The following is a 14,127-nucleotide window of genomic DNA, read 5'->3' as shown; positions in this document are numbered from 1 at the left end:
GGCCACGCGTGGCTCGACCCGGCCGACGCCGTCGTTGCCCGACGCGAGGCGCTTCCGAGCGCGACGTGCGCGACCGCCAGGCGGTAGCCGTCGGCGCCCGCACCGGCGATGACCGCCGTCGCGGCGGTGGCGACGTGGTCGACGTGGCGGAACGGCTCGCGCTTCCACGTGTTCGACAGGTGCACCTCGACGACGGGGACCCACAGGGCCTCCACCGCGTCGTGCAGCGCGACCGAGGTGTGCGCGTAGGCGGCGGGGTTGATGACGACCGCGGCGAAGCCGTCGAGCGCCTCGTGCAGCCACTCGACGAGCTCGCCCTCTCGGTTCGTCTGGCGGAAGTCGGCCTCGAGCCCGTGCACGGCCGACTCGGTGTGCACGATCGCCTCGATCTCGGCGAGCGTCACGGTGCCGTACTGCTCCGGGTCACGGCGGCCGAGGATGTCGAGGTTCGGGCCGTTGAGGACGAGGATGCGCGACGCGTCGGTCATGGGCCGAGCGTAGCGAACCGGGGGAGCGCTACGCGGCTCGAGTGATGCATGTGCTGGCTATGTGAACGGTCACAAATCGGTGTAACGTCTCCGTCCGGGTCGGCAGAGTTGTCGACTGCAACACACTGACGTGGAGATGTGAATGGTTCTCGCTGCAGCGAACGAAGGGATCCGGCTCGACTTGGGCTGGGTCGACTACCTGATGATCATCGTGTACTTCGCGGTCGTCATCGGGATCGGGTTCACCGCCCGCAAGCAGGTCCGGACGAGCATGGACTTCTTCCTGTCCGGGCGCTCGATGCCGGCGTGGATCACCGGCCTGGCGTTCGTGTCCGCGAACCTCGGTGCCACCGAGATCCTCGGCATGGCGGCCAACGGTGCCCAGATCGGCATGGCCACCCTGCACTACTACCTCGTCGGCGCCGTGCCCGCGATGGTGTTCCTCGGCCTCGTGATGATGCCGTTCTACTACGGCTCGAAGGTCCGCTCCGTGCCGGAGTTCATGCTGCGCCGCTTCGGCAAGGCGCCGCACCTGGTGAACGCGATCGCGTTCGCGGTGTCGAACGTGCTCATCGCGGGCATCAACCTCTACGCGATGGCCATCGTCATCGAGGCCATGCTCGGCTGGCCGGAGTGGCTGGCGATCATCGTCTCCGCCGGCTTCGTGCTCGTCTACATCACCCTCGGCGGGCTCTCGAGCGCGATCTACAACGAGGTCATGCAGTTCTTCGTGATCATCGCGGGGCTCATCCCGCTGACGATCGTCGGTCTGCACCGCGTCGGCGGCTGGGACGGCCTGTCGAAGGCCATCACCGAGACCCAGGGCGTGCAGCACCTGCAGGCCTGGGCCGGCACCGGCTTCGGCGACGTCACCAACCCGATCGGCGCCAACTGGCTCGCCATCGTGCTCGGCCTGGGCTTCGTGCTCGGGTTCGGCTACTGGACCACGAACTTCACCGAGGTGCAGCGTGCGTTCTCGGCGAAGAACATGTCCGCGGCCCGCCGCACCCCGCTCATCGCCGCGATCCCGAAGCTCTTCATCCCGGCCATCGTCGTGATCCCGGGCCTCATCGCCGCGGCCGTGGTGGGCAACCAGTTCGCCGACGGCACGCTGACCTACAACGACGCGATCCCGAAGCTCATCCAGATGTACCTGCCGACCGGTGTGCTCGGCATCGCGGTGACCGGCCTGCTGGCGTCCTTCATGGCCGGCATGGCGGCGAACGTCTCGTCGTTCAACACCGTCTTCACCTACGACATCTGGCAGCGCTACATCCGCCCGAACATGCCCGACCTGCACTACCTGAAGACCGGCCGCTGGGTCACCGTCGTCGGCGTCGTGGTCGGTATCGCGACCGCGTTCATCGCGGCCCAGGCGTCGAACATCATGACGTACATGCAGACGCTGTTCTCGTTCTTCAACGCACCGCTGTTCGCCGTGTTCATCCTCGGCCTGCTGTGGAAGCGCATGACGACGCAGGGAGCGCTCTGGGGCTACGTCCTCGGCATCGTGACCCCGACGATCACCTGGATCGCCTACCTGGTCAACCCGGACCTGTTCGCCACCGCGACCGCGGAGACCCTGTACGGCGCGATCATCTCGTTCGTCACCGTGCTGGTCGTCGGCTTCGTCGTCTCGATGCTCACCAAGCCGAAGGACGAGAAGGAGCTCGGTGGGCTCGTCTACGGCGTCGGCAAGATCGACCTGCACGGCGACTCGGTCGCGACGGACACCGCCTGGTACCGCTCGCCCGCCCTGCTCGGTACCGTCGCGCTCGTGCTGTGCGTCGTCCTGTACCTCCCGTTCCTCTGATCCGCGAAGGAGACCACTTCTCATGAGTGACACCACCACCCCCGGCGCGATGACCGAGGAGCAGAAGGCAGCCCTCGTCCGCTCCACCCGCCGACTCGACCTGCGCCGCATCCTCGGCGGCCTGTTCGTGCTCTACGGCGTGATCACGACCATCGTCGGGATCGTGCACTGGAACACCGACCCCGAGAAGACCGGCGGGATCCACATCAACCTGTGGGTCGGGATCTCGCTGCTCATCGGCGGCGGCCTGTTCTTCCTCTGGGACCGCCTGAACCCGGTGCCCGCCGAGGACATCATCGGCCAGGCCGAGGCCGAGTCGCACCAGCGTGCCGCGGGCGAGGGGCGCGAGCTGGCCTGAGGCCGCTCGGGTCGGGCGTCCCCGGCCTGACGCGGAACGACGAAGTCGCTGTCGGACGACAGCGACTTCGTCGTTTCCGGGCTGGGCTGCACACACCTTGACCGGTTGGTTCCCTCACGAAACGGTTGCGCGCTGGTCCAGGTGGGTCCAGGTTGAGCGTGACGAAAGGAACCGCCATGGACACGATGGTCTTCATCAACCTGCCCGTCACGGACCTCGAGCGCTCGAAGGCGTTCTACGAGGCACTCGGGTACTCGATCAACCCGGCCTTCAGCGACGACACCGCGGCGTGCGTGGTGGTGTCCGAGTCGATCTCCGTCATGATCCTGACGACGGCGAAGTTCGCCGAGTTCACCGACAAGACGATCGCCGACGCCGACACGATCGAGGTCATCAACTCGGTCAGCGCCCCGTCGAAGGAGGACGTCCACCGCATCGTCGACGCCGCGGTCGCTGCCGGCGGCACCGAGGACCGGCCGGAGATGGACCTCGGCTTCATGTACCAGCGGAGCTTCACCGACCCGGACGGACACCGCTGGGAGTACGTGTGGATGGACGAGCAGGCGACGCAGGACGGCCCGCCCGCCGAGTGAGCCAGGCGCTGTCGGCGGCGCCCGCCAGGATGGTCGCATGAGCACCGAGCCCGTCGACGCCCCGCCCGTGCCCGACCTCGTCACCGGCGACGACGGCCTCGCCCGGCCGGTCTGGGCGTCGTCGGACGCGCTCCTGCGCGAGTACTACGACACCGAGTGGGGCCTGCCCGTCCGCGACGAACGCGGGGTGTTCGAGCGGCTCTCGCTCGAGGCGTTCCAGTCGGGTCTGTCGTGGCGCACGATCCTCGCGAAACGACCGGCGTTCCGGGCCGCCTTCGCGGACTTCGACGCCGAGACCGTCGCTGCCTTCGGCGAGGACGACGTCGCACGGCTGATGGCCGACGCCGGGATCGTCCGGAACCGCGCGAAGATCCTCGCGACGATCACCAACGCGAACGCCACGATCGCCCTGCGGCAGGACGGCGGGCTCGCCGACTTCGTGTGGTCGTTCCAGCCGGCGACCACGCCCGAGCCACGGTCGTCCGCCGAGGTGCCGACCAAGTCGGACGAGTCCCTCGCCCTGTCGAAGGCGCTGCGGAAGCGCGGGTTCGCCTTCGTCGGACCGACCACGATGTACGCCCTGATGGAAGCGCTCGGCATCGTCGACACCCACCTGGTCGGCAGCCACCGGCGCGGGACCTCCGGCGTCTGGAGCTGACGGGCGGGCCCAGCCCAGCCCAGCCCAGGAACACGAGCAGGCAAGCCCACGAGTACGACAACGCCGGGACTATGGTCACGACATGGCCGACGACATCCGGATCGCGTTCCTGCTGTTCCCGCACCTGACCCAGCTCGACCTGACCGGTCCGGCGCAGGTCCTCAGCCGGGTGCCGGGTGCACACGTCGAGTACGTCGCGGCGACACTCGACCCGGTGCCGAGCGACTGCGGCCTCGCGCTCGTCCCCACCGTGACGATCGAGGATGCGGGCCCCGCGGACGTCCTCGTGGTGCCCGGTGGTGACGGTGCCTTCGACGCGATGCTCGACCCGGGCGTCGTGGCCTTCGTGCGGCGCCAGGCCGAGCACGCGACGTGGGTCACCTCGGTGTGCACGGGCGCCTTCGTGCTCGGCGCCGCCGGGCTGCTCGCCGGCCGGCGCGCGACCACCCACTGGGCGTCGAAGCCGATGCTCGAGGCCTTCGGCGCGCAGCCGACGGACGGCCGGATCGCCCGGGACGGCGCCGTCGTGACCGCCGCCGGGGTGAGCGCGGGCATCGACATGGCGCTGTGGCTCGCGGCCGAGCTCGCCGGACAGCCCGCGGCCGAGGCGATCCAGCTGCAGATCGAGTACGACCCCCGGCCACCGTTCGACAACGGGTCCGCCGAGCGCGCCGACGCCGTCGTCGTCACCCGGGCTCGCGCAGCAGCCGAGGAAGCCCGCGGCGCGAAGGTGACCCGCGCCGCCGCAGCCGTCCTGCGCTGACGCGGACCTGCGGACGGTCACGAATCCCCGCCGGTCTCCGCCGAGTGGTCACGAAACGTCGTTCCGGGCGCGGCCAGTCGACACTTCGTGACCGCTCGGGGCCATGCACGCGGGGTGTTGTGACCGGGCGGTGGCCCGCGCCGCCGCAGCACGCACCCGCGCCGCCGCAGTCGTCCCGCGCCGCCGCAGCCGTCCTGCGTCAGACCAGCGGCTTGCGCATCTGCGCCGACGTCACCTGGTACCCGAGCGCCGCGTAGAGCTCCTGCGCCCCGGTGTTGTAGCCGAACACGTTCAGCCCGATGCTCGTCGCACCGTGCTCCGCAGCGGCGCGGTGCCCGAGCTCGAGCGCCCGACGTGCGTGCCCGCGGCGCCGGTGCGCCTCGTCGATCTCGACGTTGAACACCCACCAATCGGTGCCGCCCGGTGTGAACGGTCCGATCCACAGGTACCCGATGACGGTGTCGTCCTGGTCGGTGACGTCCCACACGAGGTGCCCGTCAGCGGGAGACCCGCCCGGGAACCACCGGTCCCGCGACTGCTGCTCGTTCGCCGCGGCCTGCTCGCGGGTCTCGCCCGACTGCATCCGCGACTCGACGTACTCGGCCATCGTGCGCTGGAGCCAGGCCGGGAGGCGCGTGGCCGGCATCAGGACCAGCCGCGTGTCCGTCATCGGTTGCCCTTGGAGCCCCGGCTCGGCTTGCCGCGCATCTTGCCGCGTCCGGGTGTCGGGCCCTTGCCGGTGTTCGACTTCTTGCCGCTGCCGGACTTGCCGCTGCCGGGCGACTTGGCCTTGGCCTTGCCGCCTGCCCCGGCGGAGCCGCCCCTGGAACCCGACCCACCCGACCCGGCCGAGGCACCCTTGGCACCCGACCCGGCCTTGGCGCCGCCACGAGCCGGACGCGAGCCGTCATCGCCGTCGCGATCCGGGCCTCCCGGCTGGCGCGAACTGTTGGCGGTCCGCCCGCGCACCACGCCGATGAACTCCTCGGTGGTCTCGGTGGCGTCCTCGTCCCGCCAGACCAGCGCGATGCGCGTGCCCTCGGCGTGCATGAGCGGACGCCCCACCAGGTCCTTGCGGCTGGCGGCGCGGAACAGGGACTGGGGGAGCACGACGACGCCGACGTTCGCCTCGACCAGGTCGAGCGATCCGTCGATGTCGGCCGGTACCGGGCCGGCGTCGATCACGTGGACCTCGGCGTCGTCGAGGTCGACCTCGGCGAGTTCGGCGAGGGGGGAGTCCTTGGGCATCGCGACGACGGCCGTCTCGGTCCAGAGCGGGATGGCGTTGTGCTGCTCGGACACGGGCATGCGAGCGAACACCATGTCGGCTTCGCCGGCCAGCGCGTCGTCGACGTCGTCGGCGCCGATCGGCCGGAGCCGGAGCTCGACGGAGGGGAAGCGTTCCCGCCAGACACGGGCCCACTTTGCGGGGGAGACCCCCGGCACGAAGGCGATGGTGAGAGCCGCGGTCATGCAGACGAGCATAGGGGCCGTACCCTTGTCCTCATGGCGCAGGAACAGACCATGAAGCCCGAAACGGCTGCGAAGAAGCTCGGCATCTTGCTGACGGCTGCTCCGGAGTCCTTCCAGAGCGCTCCCCTCACGCGGACCGCCTTCGACGAGCTCCGGACCGAACCCCCGACCTGGCTCGAGGACCTCCGACGCGACGGCCCGCACCCGCGGCCCGTCGTGGCGCAGAAGCTCGGCATCTCCATCTCCGGCCTGAGCCGTGCCGGGATCGACGACACCCTGACGACGGCGGACATCAAGACACTGCTCGAGCAGAAGCCCGAGTGGCTCGTCCGCGAGCGTGCGACGCAGGCCGCCGTGCACGCCGAGAACGCCCGCGTGAAGCAGGAGCGCGCCGCCAAGGCCGCTGCCCGCGCCGCGGACTGACACCGCCCCGCACCACTCCGCCGCACCGAGGACGCCCCACGTGCACGAGACCGTCGCCGACGCCATGCTCGTCGTGCCGCAGTTCGCGTCGGTGTGCTGCATCGTCGGTGACCGCTACCGCCCGCGTCCGGGCGTGATCGTGCCGGCGGGCGTGATGCTCGTCGCGATGCTCATGCCCGTCGTCGACGCCGGAGCGGTGTGGACCCTGTTCGCCGCGACCCTCCTGCTCCTGCTCGCGCCGTTGCCCGTGATGCGTCGCCGCCGCGCCGACGGTCGCCGTGCGGAGCCGATGGACGTCCACCGTGCGCTCTCCGCCGTCGTGATGGCCGGGATGCTGCTGATGGGCCATGCCTCGGGCGTCGCCGGAGACCACGCCGGGCACGGCATCGCACTGTCCGCGGTGCTCGGCGCCGGCGTCATCGGCTACTGCGCCTTCAGCGGCTGGCTGCTGCGGTACGAGTGGGGTCGTGAGGACCGGCGGGCCGTCCGCAGCGGCGAGGTCTTCGCGATGACGGTCGCCGTGGTCGGCATGACCCTGGCGATGTAGCGCCGCGGAGCTCAGTCGGCCCGGGTCGTCGCGTCGCCCGTGTGCGTGACGCGGTCCTTCGCAGCGCGGATGGTGTCCTTCGGCACCGGCGGCACACCCCGTCGGATGCCACGGAGCCCGACCACGAACAGGATCGCGGTGACGACGGCGAACACGACGAAGGTGATCCCGATCGCGGCCCAGACCGGCAGCGCCAGGGCGAGGAGCGCCACCACGAGGCCGGCCAGCAGCACGAGGGTGGTCAGCGCGAAGGCCACTGCGGCGCCCGTGAGCACCAGCCCGGTCTTCGCACCGCTCGCGCGCTCGCCGATCTCTCGCCGCGCCGAGGCGACCTCCTCACGCACGGCGCGCAGCACCGGCTCGAGGGCCTTCTGCACGAGTCCGGCGGTCACCGTGTCGCGGAACGACGGTCGTCCGGGAGCGGTGGTGTCGTCGTGGTCGGTGCTGCTCATGGGGTCTCCTGTCCGGGCGCGGCGGTCTGCGTCCCCTGACGGGACGCGACCGGTCCGATGATCGTCACGCTGACCGGCGTGCGCCCGGTGCGTTCCCAGGTTGCGCAACGGACTGGAGGCCCGCCCCGCGTCGACGACGCAGGACGGGCCTCCCGGGTGATCGAGCCGAGTGCCCTACTCGGCGACCTCCTCGAGGTCGTCGATCCCGCGGGCGGCGGCCGCTGCGCGGCGGGCACGCATCGACGGCGCGGCGAGGGCGGCGAGCACGGCCGCGACCGCCACACCCGTGCACGCCCAGAACCCGATCGTGAAGGCGTCGTCGGTCGGCAGCCCCTGCGGCGTGCTGTGCGAGGTGATCAGCGCTGCGATGACGGCGGTGCCGACGCTCGAGCCGATGGTCCGGACGACCGTGTTGGCGCTGATGGCCTCACCGGTCTGGTTCGCGGGGACGCTCTCGATGATCGCGTTCGAGCAGGCGGCGAGGGCCATGCCGATGCCGATGCCGGTCAGGACGCCGGAGGCCACCACCTGCCACAGCTCGGCGTGTGCGATCGCCGGCAGCACGAACGCGGCGACGATGGCGAACCCGCCGATGAGCATCGGCGGCTTCGGGCCGACCTTGCGCACCAGGATGCCCGCGATGGGCCCGGCGACGACCATCATCACGACGGTCGGCAGCAGGAAGAGACCGGCCTGGGTGACGTCCTTGCCGAAGCCGTAGCCGAGCGCCGTCGGGAGCTGCAGGAGGGTCGGCACGAGGACGAAGGTGCCGAACATCGCGAACCCGAAGACGAGGGCGACGACGTGGGCGGTCCAGACACCGCGGACCGCGAAGAGCCGGACGTCGATGAGCGGCTCGGCGATCCGGAGTTCGACCAGGACGAACACGACCAGTGCCACGGCGCCGAGGACCAGCAGGCCGATGGTCTTGCCGTTGCCCCACCCCCAGGTCTCGCCCTCGCTGACGGCGAGCAGGATCGAGACGAGCGACACCGCGAGGACGAACGTGCCGGCCGTGTCGAGACGGCCGGGCTTCCGCACCGGGGACTCCGGCATGCCGAAGACCGCGCCGAGCAGTGCGATGACGACGAGCACGGCGGGGAGCCAGAACAGCCAGTGCCACGACAGGTGCTCGACGATGGGTCCGGCGGCGACGATGCCGACACCGGCACCGATGCCGAAGATCGCGGACAGCAGGCCGATCGTGACGCTGACCTTCTCCTTCGGCAGCTCGTCACGCACGATGCCGATCGACAGCGGCATCACGGCTCCGGCGGCGCCCTGCAGTGCCCGTCCGACGATCAGCACTCCGAGGTTCGGGGCGAGGGCGGCGAGCACGGCGCCCACGAGCAGGATCGACAGCACGACGATCAGGACCTTGCGCTTGCCGATCATGTCGCCGAGGCGACCGAGGATCGGCGTGAGCACCGAGGCGGACAGCAGGTAGGCGGTGAGCACCCAGCTCGTCGCGCTGGTGGAGGCGCCGAGGTCCTGCCCGATGGTCGACAGTGCCGGGGCGACCAGCGACTGCAGCACCGCGAAGGACAGGCCGCCGAGGGACAGGAAGACGATGATCGCCGTGCTGTTCGGCCGGCGCCCGTCCGTGGTGGGGTGCGAGCCGGTCCGTGGGCTCTGCATGGTGTCGGTCATCGTGCTCCGTGTCGTCGTGGTCGTTGATGTAAACAGTTGCTGACATCACGAGCGTACGCGCTCGGAGGAGCATGTCAACGCTTGCTTACATCCCTGTGAGGACCGCTAGGCTGCGCTCCATGAGCAAGGACGCCGCGGCCACCCGACTCCTGCTCGTGCAGGCCGCCCGGCGTCGGTTCGCCTTCGACGGGTACCGCACGACGACCGTGCGCGACATCGCCGGGGACGCCGGGGTGAACGTCGCCCTGATCAACCGGTACTTCGGCTCGAAGGAGGGGCTCTTCCGCGCCTGCCTCGACCGCGTCGTGCGCGACCTGGGGACCGAGGAGACGAGTGAGCAGGGCCTCGAACGGGCGCTGACGGGCATCATCACGCACATCGTGCGGGCCCCCACCGACGACGACTCCCTGCAGCTGATGCTCCTGCTGCGGTCCTCCGGCGACGACGGCGCCGACGCCATCCGCCGTGAGACGTTGCGCCGGTACGCCGAACGGCTCGCGGGCACGGTCGGCGGCGCGGGGTCCGAGGAACTGCTCGTCCGTGCCGAGATCGCGTTGGCGGTCGTGCTCGGGATGTCGATGCTCCGGCAGTCCACCGCGGTGGAACCGCTGGCATCCGCCGACGACGCCGTCGTGTCGGCCGCGCTCGAGGACGCGCTCCGAGCCCTGCTCGCACCGCCGCGGTAGCGTCGAGCCGTGTCCGACCGTCCCGCACGTCGCCCCGACCCCGCTCCGCGCCTCGACGAGGTCGACGAGCGCATCCTCTGGACCCTGGCGGCCGACGCCCGGATCCCGAACAACCGACTCGCGGCCGCCGTCGGCATCGCGCCGTCGACCTGCCTGGCACGGGTCCGTGTGCTCGAGGACGCCGGGGTGATCCGCGGCTACCGGGCCGACGTGGACGTCGCTCGGCTCGGGTTCTCGATCGAGGCGATGGTGTCCGTCAGGGTGCACGCCGCGGCCCGCCACGAACTGCGGGACTTCGCCAAGCGCCTGCTGCGGGTCCCCGTCGTGCAGGACGTGTCGTTCCTGGCGGGGGACAAGGACTTCCTCGTGCACATCGCGTGCGAGTCGACCGAGCAGCTCCGGGACTTCGTCGCCGACGAACTCAGCGGTGACCCCTCGGTGGCGACGACGCAGACGAACATCGTGTTCGAACGCCTCGTCGCCGACCGGGCCACCCAGGGCCGCTCCTTCGACGAACTGCGGCGCTGGCGGGCCTGACGCGCGGAACGGGTCAGCGCTTCCGGGTCATCGGGATGTGCGGGATGCGGTCCTCCAGGTACTCGTCGCCCGAGCGCACGAAGCCGAACCGGCCGTACCACTGCTCCAGGTGCGACTGGGCACCGAGGGCGATGCTCCGCGAGCGCGACTCGGCGATCGCGGCCTCCATGAGCTGCGCGCCGAGCCCCTGGCCGCGGGCGTGCTTCGCGGTGGCGACCCGGCCGATGCGTTCGGTGCCGTCGGGCTCGCGGAGCAGGCGGAGCGTCGCGTCCACCGAACCGTTGCCGGCCCAGAACTGCACGGTGCCCGGCTCGAGGTCACGGCCGTCGATGTCGCCGTACGCGGCTTCCTGCTCGACGACGAAGACGTCCTGGCGGAGCCGCAGGATCTCGTGCAGCGTGACGATGTCCAGGTTGCGGGTCGGAGCGTTGAAGATCGAGACCACGGACGGCCCTTCCTGAGAATTTCTTCCGAAACGGGGTGTGTTCCGGACCGGATCGGCGTACATTGCCGGTCAACCACTCTACGTGCGCAGCCGAGATCAGGAGGTGAGCGCATGGACCACCCGTTGCGCGCACCCTGGCGCGCCGCACTCCGCATCGTCCTGCTGGGCGTCGGGACCCTCGCCGCCCTCGTGCTGCTCTCCCTGCTCCTCGGCGCGCGACCGGCCTCCGCGGCGACGACCTCGGCCGCACCGAGCGAGCAGCGCGGACTCGTCGGCAGCGTCGTCGACGGCGTCGGTGGCACCGTGCAGGGCGCGACCGGTGAGGTCGGCAAGGTCGTCGGCGGCGTGACGGATCCCGTCCGCAAGGCCGTGGCGCCGGCGCCCGCACCGGCACCTGCTGCGCCCGCTCCGGCGCCCGCACCTGCTCCGGTGCCCGCAGCGGTCGCACCGGCACCGGCGGCCCCCGCTCCGGCTCCCGCAGCCCCCGCGCCGTCGAGCCCCGCTCCGGCCACGACCACACCGGCTGTCCAACCGACCACGTCCGCCCCGGCGGCCCACCCGGCCACGCGCCCGGTGCGACCGGTCGTCGACGAGGTGAGCAGCGCCTCCCGGCCGGTCACGGACACCGTCGCGAACGTCCTGCGCCCCGTCACCGGCACCGTGGAGCACGTCACCGACGCGCGCCCCGTGACCGCGGTCGTCGACACCGTCGACGACGTGGTCGGCAGCGTGCCGGTGGTCGGCACGGTCCTCGGTGACGACACGCTCGGCACCGTGACCGGCCCGGTCACGGGCCTGGTCGACGACACGCTCGGCTCGGTCGGCACGACCGTGGGCGACGCCCCCGACGTGGTCGGGGGCGTCGTCCCGGCCGTCGGCGGCACCCTGCCAGGAGGCACGGACCCCGTCGTCGACGTCCCCACGCTCCCGGTGGGCGGCGGCTCGAACCCGTCCGCCGGGCCCGTCCCGTCGGTGCCGGTCGCGACCGCACCCGTCCGGCCCGGAGTCGCTCCCGGAGCCGCCGCGGCCGTCGTGCCCACACCCGTCCGCGCCGACGCCACGGACCACCGCGCAGCCCGTCTCCGCCCGTCGGAGCCGGTCGCCGCAGCTGCGACGACCGCCACGGTCGGCCCGGTCGTCACGGCCCTCGATGCGCAGGGCGCGACCCTCGGCGGACACGCGTTGCTCGTCCCCGCCGACGGCGAGGGCCACGGGCTCCCGTTCGACGGGGCCGCCGCCGGCGTGCTCGGTGGCAGCGCCTCCTCGACCTCCGGTGGCGCAGCAGCCGTCGGCATCGTCGGCTCGACCGACGACATCGTCTCCCTCGCCGCGGGGTCTCGCGGCACGCTCTCCGACGACGCGGTCCCCGCATCCGTCGTCGGCGAGCACGACGTCGCCCCTGACTGAGATCGGTGCGCCTGTCCGCCACGGCAGGCACGCACACATCCCGGCTGCGTCCGCGGTCGGTGACGATCTCGATCAGGGAGTACGACCATGAACAAGTACGTCTCCAGAGGGCTCTGGTTCGCCCTCTTCGTCGGCGGGCTCACGCTCGGCGGCACGGCTGCGGCGAACGCGGCCACGACATCCGGTGCCGACGGCACCGTCTCGGGCACCCAGGTGGCCCCCGCTGTGGACGCCCCGGTGTCCCTCGGCGGCAACGCGATCGCCGTGCTCGGCGACGCAGTGTCGACGGCGACCGGGTCCACGACCGCCGCTCCGGTGCCTGCTCCGGCCACGACCGCTCCTGCCCCCAGCACCTCGGGCCAGGACGGCACGCTCTCGGGCACCCAGGTGGTGCCGGACGTCACGGCACCGGTGACGGTCGGCGGCAACGCCGTGGCCGTCGCCGGTGACGCGGTCTCGGCCGCCGCACCCGCGGCGGCTCCGGCACCTGCTGCTCCGGCTCCGGCTCCGGCGCCTGCAGATCCGGCGCCTGCTGCTCCCGCTCCGAGCACCTCGGGCGAGGACGGCACGGGTTCCGGCACCCAGGTCACCCCGGCCGTGACCGTCCCCGTGACGGTGTCCGGCAACGGGATCGGCGTCCTCGGCGACGGTACCGCGACGTCGACCGCCCCGGCTGCGACGACCCCGGCACCAGCCGCCGAAGCCCCGTCTGCGCCCACGACCTCGGGCACCGACGGACTGCTCTCCGGCACCCAGGTGACCGGTCCGGTCGACGTCCCGGTGACGATCGGTGGCAACGGCATCGGCGTCCTCGGTGACGGGGCCGCGACGGGCACGGCGCCCGCCGCGGGCACGGGCACCGGGACCGGGACCACTCCGGTGGCCGGTGGTTCGACCTCGGGTTCGGACGGCACGGCTTCGGGCACGCAGGTGTCCCCGGTCGTCTCGATCCCGGTCACGGTGGCGGACAACGGCATCGGGCTGCTCGGGACGGGGGCCGCGACGGGCACGGCGCCTGCTGCGGGCACGGGTACCGGGACCGCTCCGGCGGCTGGTGGTTCGACCTCGGGTTCGGACGGCACGGCTTCGGGCACGCAGGTGTCTCCGGCCGTCGACGTCCCGGTCACGATCGGTGGCAACGGCATCGGCGTCCTCGGTGACGGCACGAGCACCGGCGGCACGACGACTCCGGCCACCGGTGCCACGACCCCGACGACCGGCGGTTCGACCTCCGGCGACGGCGGCCTGCTCTCCGGCACCCAGGTCACCCCGGTGATCGGCCTGCCGATCACCATCGGCGGCAACGGGATCGGCATCGTCGGTGACGGCACCAGCGCCACCCCCGGCACCGGCACGGACCCCGGGACCGACCCGGGCACGGACCCCGGTACCGACCCCGGTACGGACCCGGGTACCGACCCGGGCACGGATCCCGGTACGGACCCGGGTACCGACCCGGGCACGGACCCCGCCACCGACCCGGGCACCGTCCCCACCGACGGGACGGGCACCGGTACCGGCACCACGCCCGGCACGGCGACCATCCCGGTGGGCGCGGTCGGCGTGGTCGAGCCGACCCGGGCCTCCACGGCGGGTGTGGTGACCAGCACCACCGCTGCCACCAGCGGGGTCCGGACGAGCGCCGGCACCAGCCCGGCGACCCCCCCCGCCCGTCACCGCCCGCCCGAGCCCCCCCTCACCCGGGCCCGCTTGCCCGTTCCTCCCGGCGGTGGCGCCCCCCCCCTGCACCACTCCGTAACTAGCCCGCTCGGCCGTCGCCTGCTGCATCCGGCCCGCAATCGTTATCGCGTGCGAGAGGCTCTGCTGGTGCGCG

The 14,127-nt window shown here is 71.9% G+C and carries 17 protein-coding genes; 11 read left to right on the top strand and 6 right to left on the bottom strand.

The window, feature by feature from the left end; translation table 11 throughout:
• Positions 1-488 (bottom strand): type II 3-dehydroquinate dehydratase (gene aroQ / locus H7A73_RS17320; RefSeq protein ID WP_182067132.1); only part of this gene is annotated, 488 nt, incomplete at its 3' end.
• 142 nt (positions 489-630) lie between these two features.
• Between aroQ and H7A73_RS17315 the strand changes: the two genes are divergently transcribed.
• The 5 genes from H7A73_RS17315 (at position 631) to H7A73_RS17295 (ending at position 4,673) form a co-directional block, all read left to right on the top strand.
• Positions 631-2,301: a sodium:solute symporter family protein gene (locus H7A73_RS17315; protein WP_071405106.1), complete on the top strand. Its 1,671-nt coding sequence runs from the start codon at positions 631-633 to the stop codon at positions 2,299-2,301.
• 22 nt (positions 2,302-2,323) lie between these two features.
• Complete coding sequence (locus tag H7A73_RS17310) at positions 2,324-2,659, top strand: hypothetical protein (RefSeq protein WP_071247515.1); 336 nt, start codon at positions 2,324-2,326, stop codon at positions 2,657-2,659.
• A gap of 176 nt (positions 2,660-2,835) precedes the next feature.
• On the top strand, positions 2,836-3,252 hold the full coding sequence (locus H7A73_RS17305) for a VOC family protein (RefSeq protein WP_182067130.1): 417 nt from the start codon (positions 2,836-2,838) through the stop codon (positions 3,250-3,252).
• 37 nt (positions 3,253-3,289) lie between these two features.
• Positions 3,290-3,910, top strand: coding sequence for a DNA-3-methyladenine glycosylase I (locus H7A73_RS17300; RefSeq protein WP_182067128.1), 621 nt, complete (start codon positions 3,290-3,292; stop codon positions 3,908-3,910).
• A gap of 82 nt (positions 3,911-3,992) precedes the next feature.
• Complete coding sequence (locus H7A73_RS17295; protein ID WP_182067126.1) at positions 3,993-4,673, top strand: DJ-1/PfpI family protein; 681 nt, start codon at positions 3,993-3,995, stop codon at positions 4,671-4,673.
• A gap of 199 nt (positions 4,674-4,872) precedes the next feature.
• Here the strand turns inward: H7A73_RS17295 and H7A73_RS17290 are convergent, their stop codons facing one another.
• Both H7A73_RS17290 and H7A73_RS17985 read right to left on the bottom strand, forming a co-directional pair.
• Entirely contained in the window at positions 4,873-5,343 is a 471-nt protein-coding gene (locus H7A73_RS17290) for a GNAT family N-acetyltransferase (protein WP_182067124.1), read from the bottom strand.
• A complete protein-coding gene (locus H7A73_RS17985) occupies positions 5,340-6,146 on the bottom strand; it encodes a LysR family transcriptional regulator substrate-binding protein (protein WP_220456645.1) in 807 nt (268 codons plus the stop codon). The genes H7A73_RS17290 and H7A73_RS17985 overlap by 4 nt, the downstream gene beginning before the upstream one ends.
• A 51-nt stretch (positions 6,147-6,197) precedes the next feature.
• Between H7A73_RS17985 and H7A73_RS17280 the strand changes: the two genes are divergently transcribed.
• Together H7A73_RS17280 and H7A73_RS17275 are read left to right on the top strand one after the other, a co-directional pair.
• Positions 6,198-6,569 carry a DUF5997 family protein gene (locus H7A73_RS17280; RefSeq protein WP_247737618.1) on the top strand — a complete coding sequence of 124 codons (372 nt, stop codon included), beginning with the start codon at positions 6,198-6,200 and terminating at the stop codon, positions 6,567-6,569.
• Positions 6,570-6,609: 40 nt separating this feature from the next.
• The gene (locus H7A73_RS17275) at positions 6,610-7,116 is read left to right on the top strand and encodes a hypothetical protein (RefSeq protein ID WP_017888550.1); all 507 of its coding nucleotides are present in this window, start codon (positions 6,610-6,612) and stop codon (positions 7,114-7,116) included.
• A gap of 11 nt (positions 7,117-7,127) precedes the next feature.
• On the opposite strand, the gene H7A73_RS17270 is transcribed toward H7A73_RS17275, so the two are convergent.
• Together H7A73_RS17270 and H7A73_RS17265 are read right to left on the bottom strand one after the other, a co-directional pair.
• Positions 7,128-7,568, bottom strand: a complete 441-nt coding sequence (locus H7A73_RS17270; protein WP_182067121.1) for a phage holin family protein — start codon at positions 7,566-7,568, stop codon at positions 7,128-7,130.
• A gap of 174 nt (positions 7,569-7,742) precedes the next feature.
• Positions 7,743-9,218, bottom strand: a complete 1,476-nt coding sequence (locus H7A73_RS17265) for an MFS transporter (protein WP_182067119.1) — start codon at positions 9,216-9,218, stop codon at positions 7,743-7,745.
• 119 nt (positions 9,219-9,337) lie between these two features.
• On the opposite strand from H7A73_RS17265, the gene H7A73_RS17260 reads away from it, so the two are divergent.
• Together H7A73_RS17260 and H7A73_RS17255 are read left to right on the top strand one after the other, a co-directional pair.
• Positions 9,338-9,904, top strand: a complete 567-nt coding sequence (locus H7A73_RS17260) for a TetR/AcrR family transcriptional regulator (protein WP_182067117.1) — start codon at positions 9,338-9,340, stop codon at positions 9,902-9,904.
• Between the two features lie 9 nt (positions 9,905-9,913).
• On the top strand, positions 9,914-10,441 hold the full coding sequence (locus H7A73_RS17255) for an Lrp/AsnC family transcriptional regulator (protein WP_182067114.1): 528 nt from the start codon (positions 9,914-9,916) through the stop codon (positions 10,439-10,441).
• Between the two features lie 13 nt (positions 10,442-10,454).
• On the opposite strand, the gene H7A73_RS17250 is transcribed toward H7A73_RS17255, so the two are convergent.
• Entirely contained in the window at positions 10,455-10,886 is a 432-nt protein-coding gene (locus H7A73_RS17250) for a GNAT family N-acetyltransferase (protein WP_182067112.1), read from the bottom strand.
• Between the two features lie 111 nt (positions 10,887-10,997).
• Here H7A73_RS17250 and H7A73_RS18185 point away from each other — a divergent pair, with 111 nt between their 5' ends.
• A complete protein-coding gene (locus H7A73_RS18185; RefSeq protein ID WP_182067111.1) occupies positions 10,998-12,293 on the top strand; it encodes a hypothetical protein in 1,296 nt (431 codons plus the stop codon).
• 87 nt (positions 12,294-12,380) lie between these two features.
• On the top strand, positions 12,381-14,127 hold a 1,747-nt coding region (locus H7A73_RS17240; RefSeq protein ID WP_182067109.1), incomplete at its 3' end, for a chaplin family protein.

It is taken from the genome of Curtobacterium sp. ME12 (assembly GCF_903970855.1).
GTDB lineage: Bacteria > Actinomycetota > Actinomycetes > Actinomycetales > Microbacteriaceae > Curtobacterium > Curtobacterium poinsettiae_A.
This window is presented reverse-complemented; position numbering and strand designations above follow the sequence as displayed.